The organism is Bradyrhizobium cosmicum, from assembly GCF_032290525.1.
Taxonomy (GTDB): domain Bacteria; phylum Pseudomonadota; class Alphaproteobacteria; order Rhizobiales; family Xanthobacteraceae; genus Bradyrhizobium; species Bradyrhizobium cosmicum_A.
In genome coordinates this window covers 152,781-174,822 of sequence record NZ_JASXTA010000010.1, presented here as the reverse complement: position 1 = coordinate 174,822, position 22,042 = coordinate 152,781, and the positions used below count along the sequence as shown (strand labels likewise).

General features: G+C 65.4%; 18 protein-coding genes. 5 read left to right on the top strand and 13 right to left on the bottom strand.

Annotation, left to right across the window (positions count from 1 at the left end; all coding sequences use genetic code 11):
- Positions 1-159 precede the first annotated feature (159 nt).
- Positions 160-1,422 carry an NAD(P)/FAD-dependent oxidoreductase gene (locus QSV46_RS19675; protein ID WP_314954950.1) on the top strand — a complete coding sequence of 421 codons (1,263 nt, stop codon included), beginning with the start codon at positions 160-162 and terminating at the stop codon, positions 1,420-1,422.
- A gap of 132 nt (positions 1,423-1,554) precedes the next feature.
- Here the strand turns inward: QSV46_RS19675 and QSV46_RS19670 are convergent, their stop codons facing one another.
- Positions 1,555-2,766, bottom strand: a complete 1,212-nt coding sequence (locus QSV46_RS19670; protein ID WP_314954948.1) for an ABC transporter substrate-binding protein — start codon at positions 2,764-2,766, stop codon at positions 1,555-1,557.
- A 27-nt stretch (positions 2,767-2,793) separates the two neighbouring features.
- Complete coding sequence (locus QSV46_RS19665; RefSeq protein WP_314954945.1) at positions 2,794-4,014, bottom strand: cytochrome P450; 1,221 nt, start codon at positions 4,012-4,014, stop codon at positions 2,794-2,796.
- 83 nt (positions 4,015-4,097) lie between these two features.
- Between QSV46_RS19665 and QSV46_RS19660 the strand changes: the two genes are divergently transcribed.
- On the top strand, positions 4,098-4,604 hold the full coding sequence (locus QSV46_RS19660; protein WP_314954942.1) for a MarR family transcriptional regulator: 507 nt from the start codon (positions 4,098-4,100) through the stop codon (positions 4,602-4,604).
- A gap of 372 nt (positions 4,605-4,976) precedes the next feature.
- On the opposite strand, the gene QSV46_RS19655 is transcribed toward QSV46_RS19660, so the two are convergent.
- On the bottom strand, positions 4,977-6,839 hold the full coding sequence (locus QSV46_RS19655; protein ID WP_314954939.1) for a feruloyl-CoA synthase: 1,863 nt from the start codon (positions 6,837-6,839) through the stop codon (positions 4,977-4,979).
- A gap of 149 nt (positions 6,840-6,988) precedes the next feature.
- Here QSV46_RS19655 and QSV46_RS19650 point away from each other — a divergent pair, with 149 nt between their 5' ends.
- Both QSV46_RS19650 and atzF read left to right on the top strand, forming a co-directional pair.
- Positions 6,989-7,495 (top strand): MarR family winged helix-turn-helix transcriptional regulator, encoded by a 507-nt coding sequence (locus tag QSV46_RS19650; RefSeq protein WP_314954935.1) that lies wholly within the window; start codon positions 6,989-6,991, stop codon positions 7,493-7,495.
- A gap of 193 nt (positions 7,496-7,688) precedes the next feature.
- On the top strand, positions 7,689-9,497 hold the full coding sequence (gene atzF / locus QSV46_RS19645; RefSeq protein WP_314954932.1) for an allophanate hydrolase: 1,809 nt from the start codon (positions 7,689-7,691) through the stop codon (positions 9,495-9,497).
- A gap of 147 nt (positions 9,498-9,644) precedes the next feature.
- Here atzF and QSV46_RS19640 read toward each other — a convergent pair whose 3' ends face one another.
- The 10 genes from QSV46_RS19640 to ugpB all read right to left on the bottom strand — a co-directional run bounded on the left by QSV46_RS19640 (position 9,645) and on the right by ugpB (position 20,804).
- Positions 9,645-10,367: a GntR family transcriptional regulator gene (locus QSV46_RS19640; protein ID WP_314954929.1), complete on the bottom strand. Its 723-nt coding sequence runs from the start codon at positions 10,365-10,367 to the stop codon at positions 9,645-9,647.
- Positions 10,368-10,371: 4 nt separating this feature from the next.
- Entirely contained in the window at positions 10,372-10,764 is a 393-nt protein-coding gene (gene hpxZ, locus QSV46_RS19635) for an oxalurate catabolism protein HpxZ (protein WP_314954926.1), read from the bottom strand.
- Position 10,765: 1 nt separating this feature from the next.
- The gene (locus QSV46_RS19630) at positions 10,766-12,160 is read right to left on the bottom strand and encodes an AtzE family amidohydrolase (protein ID WP_314954923.1); all 1,395 of its coding nucleotides are present in this window, start codon (positions 12,158-12,160) and stop codon (positions 10,766-10,768) included.
- Positions 12,161-12,167: 7 nt separating this feature from the next.
- Positions 12,168-12,347 (bottom strand): DUF4089 domain-containing protein, encoded by a 180-nt coding sequence (locus QSV46_RS19625; protein WP_028148078.1) that lies wholly within the window; start codon positions 12,345-12,347, stop codon positions 12,168-12,170.
- Positions 12,348-12,376: 29 nt separating this feature from the next.
- Complete coding sequence (locus tag QSV46_RS19620) at positions 12,377-14,107, bottom strand: ABC transporter ATP-binding protein (protein WP_314954905.1); 1,731 nt, start codon at positions 14,105-14,107, stop codon at positions 12,377-12,379.
- A 94-nt stretch (positions 14,108-14,201) separates the two neighbouring features.
- Positions 14,202-15,101, bottom strand: coding sequence for an ABC transporter permease (locus tag QSV46_RS19615; RefSeq protein WP_314954902.1), 900 nt, complete (start codon positions 15,099-15,101; stop codon positions 14,202-14,204).
- Between the two features lie 2 nt (positions 15,102-15,103).
- Positions 15,104-16,117: an ABC transporter permease gene (locus QSV46_RS19610; RefSeq protein ID WP_314954900.1), complete on the bottom strand. Its 1,014-nt coding sequence runs from the start codon at positions 16,115-16,117 to the stop codon at positions 15,104-15,106.
- A gap of 254 nt (positions 16,118-16,371) precedes the next feature.
- On the bottom strand, positions 16,372-17,994 hold the full coding sequence (locus QSV46_RS19605) for an ABC transporter substrate-binding protein (protein ID WP_314954897.1): 1,623 nt from the start codon (positions 17,992-17,994) through the stop codon (positions 16,372-16,374).
- Positions 17,995-18,341: 347 nt separating this feature from the next.
- On the bottom strand, positions 18,342-19,289 hold the full coding sequence (locus tag QSV46_RS19600) for an aminoglycoside 3'-phosphotransferase/choline kinase family protein (protein WP_314955228.1): 948 nt from the start codon (positions 19,287-19,289) through the stop codon (positions 18,342-18,344).
- A gap of 192 nt (positions 19,290-19,481) precedes the next feature.
- Positions 19,482-20,804 (bottom strand): sn-glycerol-3-phosphate ABC transporter substrate-binding protein UgpB, encoded by a 1,323-nt coding sequence (gene ugpB / locus QSV46_RS19595; protein WP_314954895.1) that lies wholly within the window; start codon positions 20,802-20,804, stop codon positions 19,482-19,484.
- Positions 20,805-21,006: 202 nt separating this feature from the next.
- Between ugpB and QSV46_RS19590 the strand changes: the two genes are divergently transcribed.
- Positions 21,007-22,002 carry a TRAP transporter substrate-binding protein gene (locus tag QSV46_RS19590; RefSeq protein WP_314954892.1) on the top strand — a complete coding sequence of 332 codons (996 nt, stop codon included), beginning with the start codon at positions 21,007-21,009 and terminating at the stop codon, positions 22,000-22,002.
- The last annotated feature ends 40 nt before the right edge of the window (positions 22,003-22,042 follow it).

Below are 22,042 nucleotides of genomic sequence, written 5' to 3'. Positions count from 1 at the left end.
TCTACTCACTTCGACCAAGGGATGGTCGAGGCTGCGGCGCTTATTCATAGGGCCTGTCGATGCATCAGGCCTATGCGACGATTGATGACGGCTATTGGACCGCGGCGCCCAATCCGCACTTAAATGAAGCAGAGCAGCAGCGAGATTCGAGGACGCATCATGACCACGACACCGCATCGCGTCGTTATCGTCGGGGCTGGCTTCGGCGGGCTGGAGGCGACCTACCGGCTTGCGGGCGCGCCGGTCGAGATCACGCTGATCGACCGCCGCAACCATCATCTGTTCCAGCCGCTGCTCTATCAGGTCGCCACCGCGTCGCTCGCCACCAGCGAGATCGCCTGGCCGGTCCGGCACCTGATGCGCGACCGGCGCGATGTGACAACGCTGTTCGCGACCGTGAGCGGAGTCGATGCCGACAGGCGCTGTGTGCTGATCGACGACGGCAGCGAGGTGCCTTACGATACGCTCGTGCTCGCCACCGGCGCGCGCCACGCCTATTTCGGCCACGACGAGTGGGAGCAGTTCGCGCCCGGCCTGAAGACGCTGGAGGACGCGACCACGTTGCGCCGGCACATATTGGTGGCATTCGAGCGCGCCGAGCGCGAAACCGACCCGGCCAAACGCGCGGCGCGGTTGACCTTCGTCATCGTCGGCGCAGGCCCGACCGGTGTGGAGCTCGCGGGCACCATCGCGGAGATGGCGCATCACACGCTGCCCGCCGACTTCCGCAACATCGACACCCACAACGCCCGCGTCGTGCTGATCGAGGCCGGTCCGCGCGTGCTGGCTGGTTTTCCCGACGACCTCTCGGCCTATGCGCAGGCGTCGCTGGAAAAGATCGGCGTCGAGGTCGTGCTCGGGCAGGCCGTCACCGAGATCAATCGTGAGGGCGTGGTGTTCGGCAGCAAGTTGCTCGAGGCAAAGACCCGGATCTGGGCCGCCGGTGTGCGCGCTTCGCCCGCCGCCGAATGGCTGGGCGCGCCGGCCGATCGCGCCGGGCGCGTGCAAGTGGAGGCTGATCTTACGATCCCTGGCCATCCCGAGATCTTTGCGATCGGCGACACCGTCAGCATCAACGCCTGGGAGGGCAAGCCGGTGCCCGGCATTGCGCCGGCGGCGAAGCAGCAGGGCCGTCACGTCGCCGAAACCATCAAGGCGCGGCTGCGCGGGGAGGCAAAGGGCGCGTTCCGCTACAAGCACTCGGGCAGTCTCGCGCAGATCGGCAAGCGGCTCGCGGTGATCGACTTCGGACGCATCAAGCTCCGCGGCACCATCGCATGGTGGATCTGGGGCATCGCCCACATCTACTTCCTGATCGGCCTGCGCCATCGCCTCAGCGTCGCCCTGAGCTGGCTCTGGATCTACGCGCGAGATCAGCGGGCGGCGCGGTTGATCACGCAGGGGAGCAGCAAGGTGGTGTAGAGGTGCTCCTCTCGTGTCCCGGACGCGGCGCGGCATGAAATGACGCGACGCAGAGCCGGGACCCAGCGGTCATGGGCCCCAGCTCTGCAGCGCAGCGCTACGCGCCGCACTGCGTGCGGGGCACGAGATCCGCTACTTCACCAGCTCACACCCGCCCTCCGCCATCGGCCGGAACGCCTGCTCCGCCGGAATCGTCGAAACCAGCTTGTAATAGTCGTAGGGATATTTCGACTCCTCCGGCTTCTTCACCTCGAACAGGTACATGGGGTGGACGACGCGGCCGTCCTGGCGGATCGTGGTGTCGCCGAACAGTCTGTCCTTGCCCTTGAACTCCTTCATCTCGGGCACGGCGTTCTTGGCGTTGTCGCTGCCGGTCGCGGCGACCGCGTTGAGATAGGCAAGCGTAGAGGCGTAGACGCCGGCCTGGTTGCCGCTCGGCATCTTGCCGTTCATGCCGGGCCGCGCGGCGAAGCGTTTTGCAAAGGCGCGGGTATCGTCGTTCATGTCCCAGTAGAAGGCTTCCATGAGCTGAAGGCCCTGCGCGACCTTGAGGCCCATGCCATGAACGTCGTTGATGAAGAGCAGGAACGCGACCAGCTTCTGGCCGCCCTGCTGCACCCCGAACTCGGCGGCCTGCTTCACCGCATTGATGGTGTCGCCGCCGGCGTTGGCAAGGCCGATCACCTGCGCCTTCGAACCCTGTGCCTGCAACAGGAAGGACGCGAAATCGGACGTGCCGAGCGGATGTTTCGAGGAGCCGAGCACCTTGCCGCCATGCGCCTCGATGTATTTCTGCGCTTCCGACTCGATGCCCTTGCCGAGCGCGAAGTCGACCGTGAGGAAATACCACTCCTTGCCGCCGCGCGACACCATCGCGGCCGCGGTGGCGTTGCCGGTCGCCCAGGTGTCGTTGACCCATTGGATGGTATTGGGCGAACAGGCCTTGCCGGTGAGATCCGAGCTTGCGGTCGAGGACGCCAGGAAGGTCATGCGGCTGTCGCGCAGCAGCGTGTTGATCGAGAGCCCGACCGCCGAGTTCGGAACGTCGACGACGGCATCGACGCCCTCGACCTCGAGCCATTTGCGCACGATGGCGTTGCCGACGTCGGCCTTGTTCTGGTGGTCGGCATAGACGATCTCGACCTTGATGCCCTTGCCGCCGCCGTTGAAATCCTCGGCCGCCATGCGCGCGGCTTCGACCGAGCCCATGCCGTTGGTGTCCTGGAAAATGCCGGAGATGTCGTTGAGCACGCCGACGCGCACCACATTATCCGAGATCTCGGCGTTCGACGCGCCGCTCATCAAGCTCGCAGCGAACGCAAGCGTCCACGTCAGGTTCTTCATTGGTCCCTCCCCTATTGGTCTTTCGCGTCAGGCCGGCGTGATCGTCACCGGCAGGCTGTCGAGCCCGCGCAGTGTGTTGTTGAAGCGGCGCTTTGGTTCGCCCGCGATCTCGATGCTGGCGATGCGCCGCGCCAGCGCCGAGAGCATCGTCTCGCCCTCGAGCCGCGCCACGAGCTGGCCGACGCACATGTGAATGCCGGAGCCGTAGCCGACATGGCCGGAGGTGCGGCGCGTGATGTCGTAGCTGTCGGGCTTGTCCCAGCGCCGCGGATCGCGATTGGCGGCGGCGAGGAACATCAACACTTTCTCGCCCTCGCCGATCGTCACACCCGACAGCTCGACCTCACGCGTGGTGGTGCGGAAGAAGGTCTGCACCGGACTTTCAAAACGCACGGCCTCCTCGAACGCGTTGCGTGCGAGCGTGGGATCGCCGCGCAGGCGCTGCCATTGATCGGGGAAGCGGGCCAGGCAATAGACCGCCGCGCCGATGCCGTTGACGGTGGTGTCGAGGCCCGCGGAGAGCAGCGACCGCACCAGGAGCGGCGCTTCGGTCGCCGTGATCGCGCCCTCGTCGACATGGGCGTGAATGCAGGCGCCGATGCCGCCCGGCGTCAAATTATCGCGCTGGCACTGGTCGGTGACATAGGCCTGATGCGGCGACGAGCGCGCGATCGCCTCCTGACGCAGCTCATTGGGCGGGCCGAACGCATTGAACACAACACTGGCATAGGGGATGAGATGCTCGCGGCCCTCGGGCTTCAGCCCCAGCGCATCCGGGAAGATCGAAAGCGGATAGGCCTCCGCAAGATCAGTAACAGCGTCGAAGCTGCGCTTTTCGATCAGCACGTCGACCCGCTGCTCCGCCGCCGCGGCAAAGCGGTCGCGCAGCCCCTTCATCACGGTCGGCGACAGCACCTTCGACAGCACGGCGCGGGTGCGGGTGTGCGCGGGAGGATCGGCCTCCAGGATCAGGCTCGGCGGCCGCCACGGCGTCTCTTTCTTGAAATCGGAGAGACCGACGCCGCGGCTGGAGCAGAACGTTGTTGGATCGTTCAGCACGGCATGGACCTCGGCATAGCGCGCCACCCCGTAGACGTTCCACTTGTCGAGATAGACCACCGGGCCTGTCTCCCGCAGCAGCTCATGCGTGGGATAGGGATCGGCAAAAAAATTCATGTCGAAGGGATCGACGTCGAGATGCGGGACGGCCGACGGACCGTTGATTTCCGGGGAGCTGGAAGTGCTCATTGAAGTCCTCCCTCATTTTGATCTTGTGAAAGGGCGGCGCTTACCCTTAGGTCATCGGGAACGCCGCGAGACAGAAACCCGACATGCCGCCGTCTTCGACCAGAGCCCGCCAGAAGCCTGCGCCCACGGAAGTGGGACCGACGCTCGACCTCGACCGCTACGTCCCGGCGATCATCACCTTCATCGCCAACAAGCTCTCGAACAGCGCGACGGCGTTCTACCAGAAGCAGTTCGGCGTCAACGTCACGGAATGGCGGATCATGTCGCTGCTGGCGATCGAGACCGGCATCCCGGCCTCGCGCATCTGCCACGTCATCGGTTTTGACAAGGGCCCGGTGAGCCGCACGCTGGCGGGGCTGGAAAAGCGGGGACTGGTGTCGATCCGCACCGACCCCAACGATGGCCGCACCCATTCGATCTCGCTGACGGCAAGAGGACGCGCCACCCATGACAAGGTCATCGTCGCGGCGTTCGAGCGCGAGCGGCGCCTGTTGTCCTGCCTGAGCAGGGACGAGCGGGAGGTGCTGATCGACCTGCTGCGCCGGCTGCACGAGAATTTGGGCGCCGTGACCGGCGGCAGCCAAGCCTGACGGGCCGCGCGCCGGGCGCGTTCCCCCGTCATGTCGAGGCATGAGACAGCGGCTACCCGCGGCACCCTTGCGGCCGAGCATCGTTTCCTCCGAGATTAGACGCGGCGGTTTCCCCCGCCGTCATCTTGTCCGGGAACGGTTCGCACAGATTAGTTGCTTAGGCAACAAAAGAATCGTGCAAGAATATTGCGACAGAATCACTGGCGTATCGGGCTTGCCCAGCTCTCGTGTCCCGGACGCGCTGCAGCGTGAAGCGCTGCTGCGCAGAGCCGGGATCCATGCAGCCACGCGCACGACGAGAGATGGGCCCCGGCTCGACAGCGCATCACTGCGTGCTGCACTGCGTCCGGGACACGGAAGCAACCAGTGCGGTCATTTCTCAGTTAGGAGGGCAATCCACTCACCCGACGCATTGTCATTCAACCGCGTCACCGCATCGGCGCGCCGCGTCAACACGGCGCGCTGGTTGATGTAACCCTTGTCGGTGATCTCGCCGCCGTCGACCGAGGGCGGCTCGGCAAGCAGCAGCGCGCGCGTGGCGTGGCCGGAGGAATTGGCGCCCTGCTGCTTCAGTTTTGCCAGACCCTGCCCGATCGCAGTCCTGACCCTGTCGTGCGCCAGCACGTCGTTCACATCGGCCGCCTCACCCAAGCCGGCGAGGGCGCGGCAAGCTGCGATGTTCGGGAAGACCAGGAACCGCACCTCGTCACCGCCGTGGCCGGTGACGACGATGTCCTGTGCCAGCGGTGCCAGCGCGGCGATGCCGGCAACGCGCAGCGTGCCGACGCTGACCCAGGTGCCTGAATTGAGCTTGAAGTCCTCCGCGACGCGGCCGTCGAAGAACAGCCCGCGCTCCGGCCGGTCGGCATCGGCGAGCTTCACGGCGTCGCCGATCAGATAAAAGCCCTCCTCGTCAAACGCCTGCCTGGTCAGCTCCGGTGCCTTCCAATAGCCCGGCGTGACGTTGGGTCCGCGCACCCGCACCTCGAGCTTGTCGCCGGAAGGAACGAGCTTCAGCTCGGTTCCGGGGATCGGTACGCCGATATTGCCGGAGCGGTCGGCGAGGAAATGACAGTCGGTGGCGAGCGGTGAGGTTTCGGTCGAGCCCCAGGCCGAGACCATGGGCAGCGCGCGGCCGACGGTCTTGATCGAGAGCTCCTCGAGCGCGTCCCACAGGTTCTGCGGCAGCGCGGCGCCGGCATAGAAGGCGAATCTCACTTCGCCGAAGAAGCGGCGGCGCAGCTCCTCGTCGCCGCGCAGCGCCGCGATCAGCATGTCGAAGCCGCGCGGCACGTTGAAATAGACCGTCGGCATCACGCTTTTCAAATTGGCGAGCGAGGTCGCGAACAGGCCGGGCGCGGGCTTGCCGCCGTCGATATAGAGCGAGCCGCCATTGCGCAGCACCAGATTGAAATTGTGGTTGGCGCCAAAGGTGTGGCTCCAGGGCAGCCAGTCGAGAATGACGAGATCGCCACGGTCCTGCTCGAGGAAGGTCCAGGTCTGCGCCTTGGCCTGCTGGCTCGAGGTCAGCATGCGCTGGGTGTTGATGACGGCCTTCGGCGTGCCGGTCGAGCCCGAGGTGAACAGGAATTTCGCGATCGTGTCCGGCGTCACCGCGGCGAAAGCTTCTGCGACATCGCCCGTCTCAGGCGCTGCCGCGATATCCCGGAAGGCGAGCGCATCGGCATCGCCAGCATTGCCGCTGATGATATGCGCTTTGTGCAGCGGCTTGATCGCGTCCAGCGCCCCGGCAAACGGCCTCGTCGCCGAGACATAGATCGCGCCCGGCTGAAGCAGCGAGATCATGCTCTTGAGCTTATCGAAATCTTTCGACAGCAGCGAATAGGCCGGCGAGATCGCGGCCGAGGGAACACCGACATGCTGGGCGGCCAGCGCGAGTAGCGCGTGATCGATGCTGTTGTCGGAGAGAATGACGACGGGGCGCTCGGCGCTGAGCTCATGCGCCAGAATCCAGGACGCCGCCGCGCGTACGCGCCGCAGGGCACCCGCGTAAGTCATGGTGGCCCAGGGCGTATCGGCGCTGTCACGCTCGGCGAGGAAGATCGTGTCGGGCGTCTGCCGCGCCCATTGCTCCAGCCAGTCGCCGATGCAGCGCGCGCTCTCGCGAAGAGGCTCGCCCGAGCGCAGCACGATGCTGCCGTCGGCGCGATGCTCGGCGACGGTCTTCGGCGCTGCGAACAGGCTTGAAGCCTCACCGCATGGGGCGACTGTCATCGGTTTCCTCCTCCGCCGGTCCCGGGATCGGCCGCAGCCTCGTTCCGGGCTGCTTTGGCCATAATGTTGGGCACGACAATTGTTGTCGTCAACAACAAACTTCCGCATGGGCCACGGAGGCGCTAGGGTCGCGCGGCAGGAGATGGAATTTGACAGCCAGCGTAGCCCGAGCCGATGCCCGCCCCTCCCCGCGCAAGCGCGCCGGCAACGGCGCAGCCCGAGAGATCGACGCGGAGGGGGTCGGCCTCGATGCCCTGGTCGGCCACGCCGGCTACGCGGTGCGGCGCTTCCAGATCTGGATCTTCCAGGACTTCATCAAGACGCTCGGCGAGGTCGACATCCGGCCGACGCAATATTCGGTGCTGACGGTGATCGGCGCCAATCCGGGCCTGTCCCAGATGGCGGTCGCAAAACGCCTCGGCATCGAGCGCGCCCGGCTGGTGCACCTGCTCGACGGTCTCGAACAGCGCAGGCTGGTGAAGCGGATCAAGTCGAAGACGGACCGCCGCTCCCACGCGCTGCACCTCACCCCGCCGGGCGAGACCGCGCTGGCCAAATTCAAGCGGCTCGCCGCGGAGCACGAACGGCATGTCGAGGCGAAGATCGGCAAGGCGAACCGGGAGCGGCTGCTCCAGATCCTCGCTGGCTTCACCTGATCCCGACTGCCCGTGATTTGGGCAGGTGCTCGTAACAGGGCGCCGGTACGACCATCCGCCCGGCCGCCGAAATATCCCACAAGCCACTGATCCCTCGATAATATCCGGAGCAATCGTGTTGCCCGGATTCTGTACACAATGGCACATCGCTTGCTTCAATCCGGGTGAGACCTGTTGCCGGAGTTTTGTCACCATGGGGGCTGAGCAGCCTGAGACGATCGCCGCGATCGTGGCCGCGCATCGCGCGGGCACGATGACGCCTGCGCAAACGATCGCGCGGACCTATCAGCGCATCCGCGACCATAACGATCCCGCGATCTTCATCAGCCTGCGCGAGGAGAAGGACGCGATCGCGGAAGCCGAGAAACTCATCGCGTGTGCGGATGCGGCCAGTCTGCCACTTTACGGCGTGCCGGTTGCGGTGAAGGACAATATCGACGCGCTCGGCTTTCCGACCACGGCGGCCTGCCCGGCCTTCTCCTATATGCCGACCCATGATTCGACCGCGGTAGCGCGGCTGCGCGCGGCCGGCGCCATCATCATCGGCAAGACCAATCTCGACCAGTTCGCGACCGGCCTCGTCGGCGTGCGCTCGCCCTACGGCATCCCCAGAAACTCGATCCGCGAAGATCTCATTCCGGGCGGTTCGAGTTCGGGCTCGGCCACCGCCGTCGGCGCCGGGCTGGTGCCGCTGTCGCTGGGGACCGACACCGCCGGCAGCGGACGCGTGCCGGCAATGCTCAACAACATCGTCGGACTGAAGCCGAGCCTCGGCATGATCTCGACCGCAGGGCTCGTGCCGGCCTGCCGCACGCTCGACTGTATCTCGGTGTTTGCATTGACGGTGGACGACGCCGCGCTGGCGCTGTCGGTGATGGCCGGGCCGGACCAGGCTGATCCGTTCTCGCGTGATCGGCCGCTTGGCGCCATCACGCCGTTCCCGGCCAGCCTGCGCCTCGGCGTGCCGCGCAACGGACAGCTGATTTTCTTCGGCGACAAGAAATCGGAAACCGCCTATGCCGAAGCGCTGAAGCGCTGGACGGCGCTCGGCGCCACGCTGGTCGAGTTCGACCTCGAACCGCTCTACGAGACGGCGCGGCTGCTCTATGAGGGTCCCTGGGTCGCCGAGCGCTATCTCGTGGTCAAGAACCTGCTGGCCTCGGCGCCTGATACGATTCATCCCGTGACGCGCGAGATCACTGCGGCCGGCGCGCGGCTGACGGCGGCAGACACCTTCTCGGCGCTCTACCGCTTGCAGGGCCTGCGCAAGATCGCCGAGCGGACGTTTGCAAACATCGACGCGCTGGTGCTGCCGACGGCGCCGACCGCTTATACGACCGCGCAGGTGCTGGCCAATCCGATCGAGCTCAATAGCCGGCTCGGCACCTACACCAATTTTGTGAATCTGCTCGATCTCTGCGGCCTCGCAGTACCGGCAGCGATGCGTACGGATGGCATTCCGTTCGGCATCACCCTGCTGGCGCCTGCAGGCCGCGATGCGACGCTTGCGAGCATCGGCCGCGTGTTTCATGCGGATACCAAGCTGACGGTGGGCGCGAAGGGCACGGCACAAGCGCCACTCGCGGAGCTTGCCGCTGACAGCGGCGATGAGATTCCGATTGCTGTCGTCGGCGCCCATCTGTCCGGCATGGCGCTGAACGGCGAATTGAAGGCACTGAACGGAAAGCTGATCGAAGCGACCAGAACGGCACCAGACTACAAGCTCTACGCATTGAAGACCACGCCGCCGAAGCCGGGCCTGCTGCGCGTCGAAGCGGGCAAGGGCGCATCGATCGAGCTGGAAATCTGGTCGCTATCGTCGTCGACCTTCGGCAAGTTCGTCAACGCGATCCCCGCGCCGATGGCAATCGGCACGGTCAGGCTCGCCGACGGCCGCAGCGTGAAGGGGTTTCTCGTCGAGCCGGAAGTGCTGGGCGAGTCCCGCGACATCACCGCGTATGGCGGCTGGCGGAAGTTCATGGCGGAAGCTGCGTCGGCATAGGTAGTCTCGTGTCCCGGGCGCGGCACATCACGCAGTGGTGCGCTGCTGAACCGGGACCCATGGAGCGACTTGCGAAGCGGATAGATGGGTCCCGGCTCTGCGGAGCAGCGCTACGCGCTGCACCGCGTCCGGGACACGAGGGCGGACCTACACCGACACCGCGTAGATCTCGTACTCCCCGCGCACCAATTCGATATGCGCACGCATCGCGGCCGCTGCCCCCTGCTTGTCGCCGCGCATGATGGCGACGACGACGCGATCGTGCTCGGCTTGCGACTTGGCGAGACGACCGAGGTTGCGGAACTGGGCGCGTCGGAACGGCTGCACGCGCACGCGCGTCGCCAGCGTGATCTCGGCGATGTAGCCATTCTGCGATCCCGCATAGATCGCGTTGTGGAAGCGCTCGTTGACCTCGTGGAAGCGATCGGGATTGCCGGCGTAACTCAATACCCGCAGCTCTTCGTGGACGGCCTCCAGACCGTGGCGTTCGGGTGCGGACATGCGCTCGGCGGCAAGGCCGGCGCACAGCGCTTCCAGCTCCGCCATCGCCTCGAACATGCTCGTCAGCCGCTCGACCGAGGGCTGCGCCACCACGGCACCGCGATGGGCGCGCGCTTCGACGAGACCGCTTGCCACGAGCTGACGCAGCGCCTCGCGGACCGGGGTGCGCGAGACGCTGAAGCGGCGCGCGATATCGGTCTCGTCCAATGGCGCACCAGGGGCCAGGGTTCCGCGCACGATCTCGTCGGCAAGCTGAAGCCGCAACTCCTCGGCGCGCGTCACCTTGTGCACGCTGGGCTGCGCCCGGTCGACGCGCGGCACAACCGGCTCGGCCGGCAGTGCTCCGGGCGGAAGATCGTCAAGCGTCATACGGTCAGGTCTCTTTCGACTCGTCGATGATGCTGACATGGGCCGCGACGACGCGCCAGCCCTCCGGGAAGCGAATCCAGGTCTGCATCTGCCGGCCGACCTTGCCGGGAGCCGTGTCGCGATAGAACAAGGTGGAGGCAACGGCCGTGTCGCGGCCGTAGCTGGAAATCACCGTCTTGTCGGTGCGGCGGTTGAGGCCGACCGGCGAGCGTCCCGCGCGGAAGCCGGCGATTGCCTCATAACCGTAGAGATTCTCCCCGATGCCGTAGCGCAGCGTGCGGGGATCGTTGCGGAAGAGCTCGCCGAGCACGGCGACGTCATTGGTGATCAGCGCTTGCTCGTAACGCTCGAACGCGACTTTGACTTCCGCGATCACATCGGGGAGATCGATCTCCATTCTAAATTCCTCTCGGCGCGGGCGCGGATACCACGCCCGTCTTCTCCAATGCGTACGCGACGCGCAACGCGATGTCCTCGCGCCACGGCGCGCAAATGATCTGCACGCCGATCGGCAGCGGCTCGAGCGGCACCGGCACCGCGACGACAGGCAAGCCGATGAAGGAGATCGGTTGGGTGTGGATGCCGATATTGGCGCGCACCGGCAACTCGACACCGTCGAGATTGAAATTGACCTGGCCCAGTTTTGGCGCGGTACACGGCGTCGCCGGCGCGATCAGCACATCGACAGACTTGAAGATCTCGGCGATCTGCGCGCGATACCAGCGGCGGAATTTTTGCGCGCGATCGACCAGCGGCGCCGGCACCATGGCGCCCGCGATCAGCCGGTCCCGCACGGCGGGATCAAAATCGTTCGGGCGCTTGCGCAGGCGGTCGAGATGCAGCGAGGCGCCTTCGGTGGTGCTGATGACGTAAGCCGCCGCACGGGCGCGCGCGGCTTCGGGCAGTTCGACCACGCGCGTTGCGCCGAGCGCCTTGGCGACGCGGCTGACGGCTTCGACGGCTTCCGGAAACACGTTCTTCTGGAAGTAGCCGCCGGCGATCGCGATGCGCAGATCCGAAACCGGATTGGCAAGCAGTGGCACCGTCGGCTCTAACCCACGCGTCGTGCAGGCGGCATCGTCCGCATCCGGGCCCTGCATCGCGTCATAGGCGAGCGCAAGATCGCTGACGGAGCGCGCGAACGGGCCGAGATGATCGAAGCTTGCGACGAACGGGAAGGAGCGCGCGCGGGACAGCCGGCCGTAGGTCGGCTTCAGGCCAAAGATGCCGCAGAACGAGGACGGCACGCGGATCGAACCATTGGTGTCCGAGCCGAGTGCGATCGGCACCAGCGCGCCGCCGACGGCGCTGCCGGAACCGCCGGAGGAGCCGCCGCTCATCCGCGTCGTGTCGTGCGGATTGCGCGAGGGACCGTCATGGACGTTCTCGCCGGTGAAATCGTAGGCGTATTCGCCCATGTTGAGCGCGCCGACCAGCACCGCGCCGGCGGCTTCCATCCGCTCGATCAGCGTCGCATCGCGCCCGGCGGGGGCGAGGTCGCGATTGATCTTCGAGCCGGCGCGCGTGGCAAGGCCCGCGACGTCGAACAGGTTCTTCACCGCGAAGGGCACGCCGGCGAGCGGACCGACGGTCTTGCCGGCCGCGATGTCGGCGTCGACAGCGCGTGCTTTCGCGCGCGCGCGATCGGCGGTGACGTCGGTGAAGGAATTGAGGATGGTGTCGCGCTGCTTGATGCGCGCGAGCGCGGCTTCGGTGGCATCGAGCGCCGACATCTTGCCGCCTGCGACCGCGCTCGCGATCTCGGAGGCCGTCATCTCTGGCTTTGTGGTCATGGCAGCGTCAGACGGTGAAGATCGGCGCCGGCTCGGTCTCGTCCGGCAGCGCGAATTCATCGACGAGGCGGCCAAGCCGCAGCGAGACTTCGAGATTGGCGCGAACCGCCGGCCTCCAGGCCTCCTCGACCGGCAGCGCCAGCGCTTTCGATACGGCGTCGATATAATCGTCCAGCGGCTCGGCCATCACTCTCTCAAGCTGATCTCAGTGCACTCTCAGTGAACTTGCAACGGCGGATGCGGGATCGCCGTCAGCAGCTCCTTGGTGTAGTCGTCCTGCGGATCGCTCAAGACCCTCTCGGAAGAACCTTCCTCGACGATTCGACCCGACCGCATCACAATGACACGATCGCACAACAAGCGCACTACGTTCAAATCATGCGAGACGAACAGATAGCTCATACCTAGGCGTGCTTTCAGGTCCTGAAGCAGGTTCAGGACCACGGCCTGCACCGAGACGTCCAGTGCCGCGGTCGGCTCGTCCAGGATGACGAGCTTGGGATGCAGCGCGATGGCGCGGGCGATGCCGACGCGGGCCTTCTGGCCGCCGGACAATTGATGCGGGAACCGATCCAGCAGATTGTGCGGCAGGCCGACCATGGTGGCCAGCTCCTCGCAACGGAAGCGGAGCGCGTCGCGGCCCCGGATGTCGTCGAGCTGCATGATCGGGTCGGCGATGGCGCGCACGGCGGTGAAGCGCGGATTGAGGCTGTCGGTCGGGTCCTGGAACACCATCTGGATGCGGCTGCGCTGCGGCAGGCGGGCGAACGAGGCCGGCGCGATGGCGCCGATGTCCTCGCCGTCGAACTGGATCAGACCGGAGGTCTGGTCGAGCAGCCGCATCACCATCATCGAGGTGGTCGATTTGCCGCAACCGGATTCGCCGACCAGGCCGACGCTCTCGCCGTGGCCGATCGAGAAGCTGATGCCGTCGACGGCGCGGAACACGTCCGGCTCCACAGGCGGCTTGCGGCCGAACAGTTTTCCGAGCGTCGCGGTCGCGCCCTGGCGCGGATATTCCTTGACGAGCTTTTCGATGAGCAGAAGGGGCTTTTGGCCATCCGCGCCGGCTACGGCGGCCGGGCCGGCTGCTGCGCTCGCGGCAGCGGCGGCTGCGCCCTCCTCCTCCGGCAGCAGATCGCGCAAGCTCACGCCGAGCCGCGGCGTCGCGCGCATCAGCTTCTTGGTGTAGGGATGCTGCGGATTGGCGAAGATATCGGCGGCCTTCGCGGTCTCGACCACGCGGCCCTTCTCCATCACCACGACGCGGTCGCAATAGGCGGCCGCAAGGCCGAGATCGTGCGTGATCAGGATGGTCGACATCGCGCGTCGCTTGGTCAGCTCGACAATCAGATCCATCACCGCTTTCTGCGTGGTGACGTCGAGGCCGGTGGTGGGCTCGTCTGCGATCAGCAGCTGCGGATTGCAGGCGAGCGCGAGCGCGATGACGACGCGCTGGCACATGCCGCCTGACAGCTCGAACGGATAGGCGTGGTAGCGCTCGCGCGGGCGGGCGATCTTGACCTGCTCCAGCGCCTCGATCGCCTTTTCGCCGTGATCCGAAACCATCGCCTGCTGCACATGGGTGCGCAGCACGTCCTCGATCTGGTGGCCGACTTTCCGGATCGGGTTGAGCGCAGCGCGCGGGTTCTGGAAGATCATCGAGACTTCGCGACCGCGCAGGTCGCGCATCTGGTCTTCGGTCGCGGCCTTGACGTCGATGCCGGAGAACATCACCGAGCCCTCGGCGATCCGCCCGGCACGGTCGAGGATGCGCATCACGGCGTAGGACGTCACCGACTTGCCGGAGCCGGACTCGCCGACGATGGCAAGCGCCTCGCCCTTCGCGACGGAGATGCTGACGTGCTGCACGGCCTTGACGATGCCGCGGCGGGTGGAGAATTCGACCGTGAGGTCCTGGACGTCGAGCAGCGGCTGGGCGGTCATGGACGGCTCCCGTCACTCAAAAAGTGCGAAAACAACCCCATGCACAGTAGAACGGGATTGGAATCATTGGAGAATTTTTGGCGGACATTTGCCATCACGTCCTCCGCTGGGGGTCGACGATGTCGCGGAGGCCGTCGCCGAGGAGGTTGAAGCAGAATACGGCGATCATCAGCGCCAGGCCCGGAAACAATGCGATCCACCATTCGCCCGACACCATGAAGCCGGCGCCCTCGGCGACCATGATGCCCCATTCGGCGGTCGGCGGCCGGACGCCGAGGCCGATGAAGGAGAGGCCGGCGGCGTTGAGGATGGCGTAGCCCATGGTCAGCGACATCTGCACGATCATGATCGGCATGATGTTGGGCAGGATATGCACCAGCAGGATGCGGAATTCGCCGTTGCCGGACAGCCGCGCGGCCTGCACAAAGCCGGCGTTGCGGCGGACATTGGCTTCGGCGCGCGCGACGCGGGCATAGAGCGGGAAGTTCACGATGGCGGTGGCCAGGATGATGTTCTGCACGGTGTTGCCGAGCGCGGCGACGATGCCCATCGCCAGCACGAACAGCGGGAAGGCCATGATGGTGTCGGCGATGCGGCCGACGATGCGGTCGGTCCAGCCGCCAAAATAGCCGGCCGCGATGCCGGCGAGGCCGCCCATCAAAAACACCAGCGCGACGGAGGCGACTGCGATGAAGGTGTCGAGCCGTGTCGCCACCACGACGCGGCTGAAGATGTCGCGGCCTAATTGGTCGGTGCCGAACCAATGCGCCATCGACGGCGGCTTCAGCGCTGCGGCTGTATCGGACGCCAGCGGGTCGTACGGCACCACATAGGGACCGAAGATCGCGGCGACGAGGATCACGATCAAAAGACCGAAGGCAAAGCCCGTGACCTTGTTCTCGCCAAGGACGTAGCGGGTCTGTTCGAGGAGCGCGACCAGTCCCGAGGTCCGCGCGGGACCGACCGGCTCGACAGCAGGCGCAACGGTACTCATGATTAGCCCTCCAGCCGCACGCGTGGATCGATCACACCGTAGAGAATGTCGATCACGAGATTGAGCAGCACGTACATGACCGCCATGGTCAGCACGAAACCCTGCACCGGCGCGAAGTCCGACGAGATCAGCGCTTCCACCGCGTAGGAACCGATGCCGGGCCAGGCGAACACTTTTTCCACCAGCACGTTGGCCCCGAGCAGGAACGAGAACACCATGCTGAGCGTGGTGATCACAGGCAGCATCGCATTGCGGAACGCGTAGGTGACGATGACGGTCGCCGGCGACAGGCCGCTGGCGCGCGCGGTGCGGACGAACTCCGACGACAGCACCGCCAGCATCGAAGCGCGGGTCATGCGCGCGATCGGCGCCAGCGAGAAGATCGCGAGCGTCGTCGCCGGCAGGATAAGCTGGCTCAGTGCCGAGCGGAACGCCTCGAGGTCACGCGCGATCAGGGTGTCGATCAGGTAGAAGCCGGTGATTGTCGGCGGCGCGCTGTAGAACACGTCTAACCGGCCGAGCGGCGCGGGCGACCAGCCTAGCCGGAAGTAGAACACATAGACCAGCACGAGGCCGGTGAAGAACACCGGCAGCGAGACGCCGGCCGTCGTCGTGACCCGGCAGAGATGGTCGACCCATGATCCCGGCCGCGTCGCCGCCAGCACGCCGAGCGGAATGGCGATCACGATGGAGACGACGAGGCCGATGAGCGTCAGTTCAGCCGAGGCCGGCAGGCGATTGCGGATTTCGGCCGCGACCGGCTGCCCCGTGGTCAGCGAGTTGCCGAAATCGCCGTGGGCGAGATCGTTGGTGTAGCGGAAGAACTGCTCGATCAGCGGCTTGTCGAGGCCGAGCTTTTTGCGGATCTGCTCGACGGCCTCTTTGGTTGCCGCCGGGCCGGCGAAATAGGCCGCGGGATCGCCGGGCAGCGCGCGGGTCAGCAGGAAAGTGACGATGACGACGCCGATCAGCGAGGGAATCGCGAACATCAGGCGCTTGCCGATCATGGTCAGCATGAAGTGGCACTCCACGAAGATGAAACGCTCTCGCTGATCGGCGAGAGCATCACCCCACACTCCGCTGCGTTCCCTCCCCCCTTGTGGGGGAGGGTTAGGGAGGGGGGTGGCTCCGGGAGAGGTCGGAGTTCGTGGCTACCCCCCTCCCTGCCCCTCCCCCACAAGGGGGGAGGGAATGAGAGAGCGGTGGCCGCCTCACTCCGATCAATCAAGCCAACACATGCCGATGCGTCGTCGACGATCAGCATGACCCCTCACCCCTTCGCCAGCGAGCGGTAATCCAGGCGGCGGTGAAACCAGTATTGGTAGCCGCTGATGTTCTTCTGCATCGCGACGTTGACGAAGGGCTGGTACAGCGGGATGCGCGGGATCTCGCTGAAGGCGAGATCGACGAAGCTCTTCACATCCTTGTCGTAGGTCGCGGTGTCGCCGCCGGCGGCGGCCGTTCGGGCGCCGTCGATCAGCTTGTCCATCTCCGGCGACTTGTAGCTCATGGTGTTGAAGACGGAATTGTTGCCGTGATAACACCAATAGAAGAAGTATTCGGGGTAATCGAGCCAGCCCGAGAACACGTTGGTGAAGAGCGGCATCTCCTTCTTGTTCAACTCGGTGCGCCAGTTGGCGCCGGGCACCTTGTTGATGGTGGTCTTGATGCCGATCTGCGCCAGTGACTCCTGCACCAGCACGCAGAGCGGCTCGTTGACGCCGGCGAAGTTCAGATCGAACGAGATCGTGGTCTCGAAACCGTTGGCGAAGCCGGCTTCGCTAAGCAACGCCTTCGCCTTGTCCATGTCGGTATTGTATTTGTGCGGCTGCGGCCAGGCGACCTCGGTCGGCCTGTCCTTCGACGCGCCGAACATCGGATTCGCCAGGCCGAACATCACGGCATCGATGATCTTCTGGTAGGGCAGCGCATAGGCGACCGCCTGACGGACCTTCGGATTGTCGAAGGGCGGCTTCGTGACGTTCATGCCGATATACTGGATGCCGTTGGAGAACGGGAGCGACACCACGTTGAGCTTGCCGCTCGCCTTCATCTCCTGAAAATCCTTGTTCGGCAGCTCGTAGGAGATGTCGGCATCGCCGCGCTCCAACAGCGCACGGCGGTTGCCGGCCTGCGGCACCATGCGCCAGATCACGCGCTTGATCTTCGGCAGCGGACCACAGACCCAGTCCTCGTTGCGCTCCATGATCACTTCGGTACCTGCGGTCCACTTCGTCACCTTGTAGGCGCCGGAGCCCGCGGTCTGCTGCTTGGTGAATTCGAGTCCCCAGGGGTCCTTCTCGCTGGCGTTCTTCTTCACGAGCTCGGAGTTGACGATGCAAGGCACGATCACGGCGAGGTCGGGGACCGTCAGCCTGTCCTTCTTCAGGAAGTCGACCCGCACGGTGTAGTCGTCGATCACGACGAACTGCTCCGGCTTGGTCAGCGAGCCCGCGCTCATCTGGAAGGTCGGAAAGCCGCCGACGCTGACGGCGCGGTCGAGCGACCATTTCACGTCCTTGGCCGTAACCGGCGTGCCGTCGTGGAATTTGGCGTTCTTGCGCAGCTTGAAGGTGACCGACATGTCGTCGATCTTGAACTCCTCGGCGAGCTCGCTCTTGAACTTGTCGCGGTCGTAATAGGGCACGCCGCCGGGACCGGTCTTCATCTCGTGGCTGATCAGCCGGTCATAGCAATTCCACGACACCTCGTAGCCGGGCACGTTGGTGCCGATGCCGTGGATGTCGAGATTGTTCGGGCCGCCTTCCGAGACGATCAGCAGCGTCTCCGAGCGCGCATCGGCATAGGCGGACGAGATCACGGACGGCACGGCCGGAAGCGCCGCGCCGGCGGCCAATCCGGACACGGATTTGAGGAAATCGCGGCGCTTCATGAAAATGCTCCAACACAAAAGTTTCTGGTTGGAACAGGGATTCGCAAGGTTCGTGCCAAGGCTTACGGAATCGTTAATCCGCGCTTAAGGCACTGACAGGACAGAGGATTGTTTGAACTCGGCCGGGTTCATCGCATCCTCGGCATTCGGGTCAATTGCATACAAAGACCCCATAATTGGTTATTTTCTAGGCGCTTCAAGGCCGAAGCCCACTGATTAGCCCTACCTGTCATTCCGGGGCGATGCGCAGCATCGGAGCCCGGAATCCATCGGGCCGCAGAACGCGAGGGCAAATGGATTCAGGGCTCCTCGCTCCGCGGCGCCCCGGAATGACGGAGAGGGGGCGCTCAGTCCGCCCAGATCAGCTCCTGAAGCTCAACCAGATCGCCCGCCTGCTCCTGCCAACCCTCGATGCAGATGTGGCTGTTGAGGTCGCTGGCGCGGTGCAGCAGCATCAGGGCCATCAGCCGGCGCTTGAGCGCGAAGTCCGGCTTCGCATAGCCAAAGCCTTCCAGCAGGCTGCGCACCCGCCCCGGCCGGCCCGCCGCCATGAACGCGCCGGGGCCGAGCAGGTCGTAGTCGCGCCATCCCGCCAGCACGTCGCCAAAATCGAACAGGCCGGCGAGCGACCATTGGCCGTCGTCGCAGCTGAGCAGGAAGTTCTCGGGAATGTATTCGCCGATCAGGATCACCGGCGGTGCATCCATCGGGATCAGTTTTGCGGCGTCGCGCAGGAGATCGTCGAGGCCGGCGATGAATTTCGGCGCAAGGCCAAGACGCGTGTGCCGCGCCCTGCAGCCCTCCATCTGGGCGCGCATGAACGCGTCCCAACGCGGCTCGATTCCAGCGAGGGGGCCGAGCGGGGCGCGCTGCACGGCGGCGATGGTCTCGCCGATCTGGCGCAGCAGGCGCTCCTTCTGCGCTTCGGCTAAGTGCGACCAGACCTCCGAGCCGAGCGTGCCGGCAAGGCGCGTGATGATCAGATAAGGCCAGCCGTCGCGCATCCCTTCGGCGACGATCTCCGGGATCGGCAGATGGAGACGGCCTTTGAGCTGCGTCAGCGAACCGCGCTCGGAGACGAATTGCGGGCGCAGCAGCGGCGGGAAGATCTTCAGGATCAGATCCTTGCCGAGACCGACGACGAGGTTGGTGCCTGTTACAAACACGAGCGGTGCGCTGGTATCGAGACCATGGGCGCGGGCGATGTCGATAGCGATCGGCAGCCATCGCGGCGGATCGGCGCGGAAAGCACGAAAGCTCTCCGCGTCGGTGAAGTGAGGTAGCTTCATCGACATCGCGCGCTCGATGCGTTTGAGTTCGTCATGCCCGGGCTTGTCCCGCCTGCGCGGCCGAAGCCGCTTCGGCGAGGCGAAGGCCGGGGCATCCACGTTCTTCGTACTGTGCAGCAAGGCGTCGATGGCCGGGACAAGCCCGGCCATGACGCTGTGGAAAGACCTTGCGCACCGACGTCAAGCTTCGCTCCACGACTACCGGTCCGGGCTGGCGCGCTCGAACTGGCGTAAGAGCTTGTTGCCGCGCTCGACCGCGGCATCGAGTGCGGCTTGCGCGCTCTTCTGGCCGGCAAAGGCCTGCTCCAGCTCGTCCTCGATCGCGCCGCGGATCAAGACGAAGGAGCCGAGCCGGATGCCCTTCGAATTCTCGGTCGGCGCATGCAGCGTGATCTCCTCGAACGAGATCGCCGAGCCCGGATTGCGCTCGTAAAAACCTTGCGCACGCGTCAGCTCGAAGGCGGCGCGGGTGACAGGCAGATAGCCGGTGTTCTGGTGCCAGGCCGCCTGCACGCCCGGCTGCGACAGATAGGCGAAGAACCGCGCCACGCCCTTGTACTCCTCGCGCGGCCGGTCGCGCAGCACCCACAGCGTGGCGCCGCCGATGATCGAGTTCTGCGGCGCGCCCGCAACGTCGGGCCAGTATGGCATCATGCCGTAGCCGACCTCGAACTTCGAATTGGCCTTGATGTCGGCGCGCGTCGCCGAGGATCCGATGAAGATGCCGCATTCGCCGTTCTGGAAGCGCGGCTCGGCCGACTGCCCGCGGCCGCTATAGTCGAACACCTTCGTCTTCTGCCATTCGGCGAGCTGGGCGACATGCTTCACGACGACGGGATTGCTGATGGTCAGCTCCGCATCCAGCCCTGCAAAGCCATTGGCGCGGGTCGCGAGCGGCAGATTGTGAAACGCGGAGAAATTCTCGATATGGATCCAAGACGGCCAGGACGTGGTGAAGCCGCACACGGCGCCGCGGTCGCGCAGGCGCTTTGCGGCCGCGCCAAGCTCAGGCCAGGTCTTCGGCGGCGTCTCCGGATCGAGGCCGGCGTCGCGGAACATGGTCTTGTTGTAGTACAGGATCGGCGTCGAGGAATTGAACGGGAAGGACAACAGATTGCCGGCCGCATCGGTGTAATAGCCGGAGACCGCGGGCAGGTAATCGGCCAGCGAGAACGGCTCGCCCATGTCCCGCATCATGCTGAACACGGGATAGATCGCGCCCTTGGCCGCGGTCATCGTGGCGGTGGCGACCTCGTTGACCTGGACGATCGCCGGCTGGCTGCGCGAGCGGAAGGCGAAGATCGCCGCCGTCACCGTTTCGGTGTAGTTGCCCTTGTAAGCAGGCACGATGCGGTAGTCGGATTGCGAGGCGTTGAAGTCGGCAGCGAGTTTTTCCAGCTGCCGGCCAAGCTCGCCGGACATGGCGTGCCACCACGCGATGTCGGTGGCGGCGCGCGCCCCGGAGCTCAATGCGAGCGCCATGGAGACGGCGACGACCTGCACAAGGCGTAATGCTGACATCACGATGGCTCTTCCCGCGTCGATTGGCAAAAGGCGACCGCAGCCTGCTTAAGGCCCGGCCTCGGCGGTTTCAACCGGAATGACTATCGGCCGCGTCGCACAATCGCGCTGCGGGGCGGCAGCATGGTCTTCCCTTAACCATCTGCTAGATTGCGTTGAACCTTTTCGTTCCGCCATAGACTTCACCACTGAGGGGTTGAGTGTGCCAGTGCTGAACCGTGCCGAACTCTCGCGGGCCGGGGTGATCTTCGTCGCGCTTCTGCTCGCGATCTGCGCGAGAGGCGCTGCTGCGCGCGAATTCCGCGCCGCCGACACTCAGACCGAGGATTACCCGACCGTCCAGGCGCTGCGCTACATGGGCGCCTTGATCGCCGAGCGCACCGCCGGCCGGCACGAGATCAAGGTGTTCCACTCCCGCCAGCTCGGCGAGGAAAAGGAGACCATCGAGCAGACCCGGGCCGGCGCGATCGACCTCAACCGGACCAATGTGGCCCTGATCGGCAACTTCGTCCCGGCTATGAACGTGCTGGCCATGCCGTTCCTGTTCCGGTCCATCGAGCACATGCAGAAGGTGCTGGACGGGCCTGTCGGCAGTGAGATTCTCGGCAGCTTCGAGCCCTACGGCTTCGTCGGGCTCGCCTTCTACGATTCCGGCGCGCGGTCGATCTACAACGGCGTCCGACCCGTGAAGAGTATCGCCGATCTCAAGGGATTGCGGATCCGGGTGCAGCAATCGGAGTTGATGAGCCAGATGGTCCGCTCCCTCGGTGCCGAGCCCGTCGAGATGCCCTATGGGCAGGTGCTCGCCGGGCTCGCCAACCATCTGATCGACGGCGCCGAAAACAACTGGCCATCTTTCGTGACCACGGACCATTACAAACATGCCGGCCACTACTCACTCACCGAGCACACGATGAGCCCCGAAGTGCTGGTGATCTCGCTGAAGGCCTGGAAAAGCCTGTCGGCCGAGGACCAGATCATCTTCAGGGAAGCCGCGGCCCGCTCCAGCCGGTTCATGCGCGAGAAGTGGCGCGACCTCGAGGAGCAGTCGCAGCGCAAGGCGATCGAGGCGGGGGTCACCATCGTCAAGGACATCGACCACAAGCCGTTCGAGGACGCGATGGCGGCAATCTACGCCAAGGCCGGGCGCGATCCCGCCGCGGCCGCGCTGATCGAACGCATTCGAAAGGTGGAGTGAGGCTTCGTGATCGCGACCGGACACAGCGAGCACGCAGACA

Coding starts and splice junctions, on each gene's coding strand:
- QSV46_RS19625 (WP_028148078.1), bottom strand. CDS start 12,347: ATGGCCGAGCCGCTGGACGATTATATCGACGCCGTATCGAAAGCGCTG.
- atzF (WP_314954932.1), top strand. CDS start 7,689: ATGGGGGCTGAGCAGCCTGAGACGATCGCCGCGATCGTGGCCGCGCAT.
- QSV46_RS19600 (WP_314955228.1), bottom strand. CDS start 19,289: ATGTCGATGAAGCTACCTCACTTCACCGACGCGGAGAGCTTTCGTGCT.
- QSV46_RS19620 (WP_314954905.1), bottom strand. CDS start 14,107: ATGACCGCCCAGCCGCTGCTCGACGTCCAGGACCTCACGGTCGAATTC.
- ugpB (WP_314954895.1), bottom strand. CDS start 20,804: ATGTCAGCATTACGCCTTGTGCAGGTCGTCGCCGTCTCCATGGCGCTC.
- QSV46_RS19675 (WP_314954950.1), top strand. CDS start 160: ATGACCACGACACCGCATCGCGTCGTTATCGTCGGGGCTGGCTTCGGC.
- QSV46_RS19640 (WP_314954929.1), bottom strand. CDS start 10,367: ATGACGCTTGACGATCTTCCGCCCGGAGCACTGCCGGCCGAGCCGGTT.
- QSV46_RS19660 (WP_314954942.1), top strand. CDS start 4,098: ATGCCGCCGTCTTCGACCAGAGCCCGCCAGAAGCCTGCGCCCACGGAA.
- QSV46_RS19610 (WP_314954900.1), bottom strand. CDS start 16,117: ATGCTGACCATGATCGGCAAGCGCCTGATGTTCGCGATTCCCTCGCTG.
- QSV46_RS19615 (WP_314954902.1), bottom strand. CDS start 15,101: ATGAGTACCGTTGCGCCTGCTGTCGAGCCGGTCGGTCCCGCGCGGACC.
- QSV46_RS19655 (WP_314954939.1), bottom strand. CDS start 6,839: ATGACAGTCGCCCCATGCGGTGAGGCTTCAAGCCTGTTCGCAGCGCCG.
- QSV46_RS19670 (WP_314954948.1), bottom strand. CDS start 2,766: ATGAAGAACCTGACGTGGACGCTTGCGTTCGCTGCGAGCTTGATGAGC.
- QSV46_RS19665 (WP_314954945.1), bottom strand. CDS start 4,014: ATGAGCACTTCCAGCTCCCCGGAAATCAACGGTCCGTCGGCCGTCCCG.
- QSV46_RS19605 (WP_314954897.1), bottom strand. CDS start 17,994: ATGAAGCGCCGCGATTTCCTCAAATCCGTGTCCGGATTGGCCGCCGGC.
- QSV46_RS19630 (WP_314954923.1), bottom strand. CDS start 12,160: ATGACCACAAAGCCAGAGATGACGGCCTCCGAGATCGCGAGCGCGGTC.
- hpxZ (WP_314954926.1), bottom strand. CDS start 10,764: ATGGAGATCGATCTCCCCGATGTGATCGCGGAAGTCAAAGTCGCGTTC.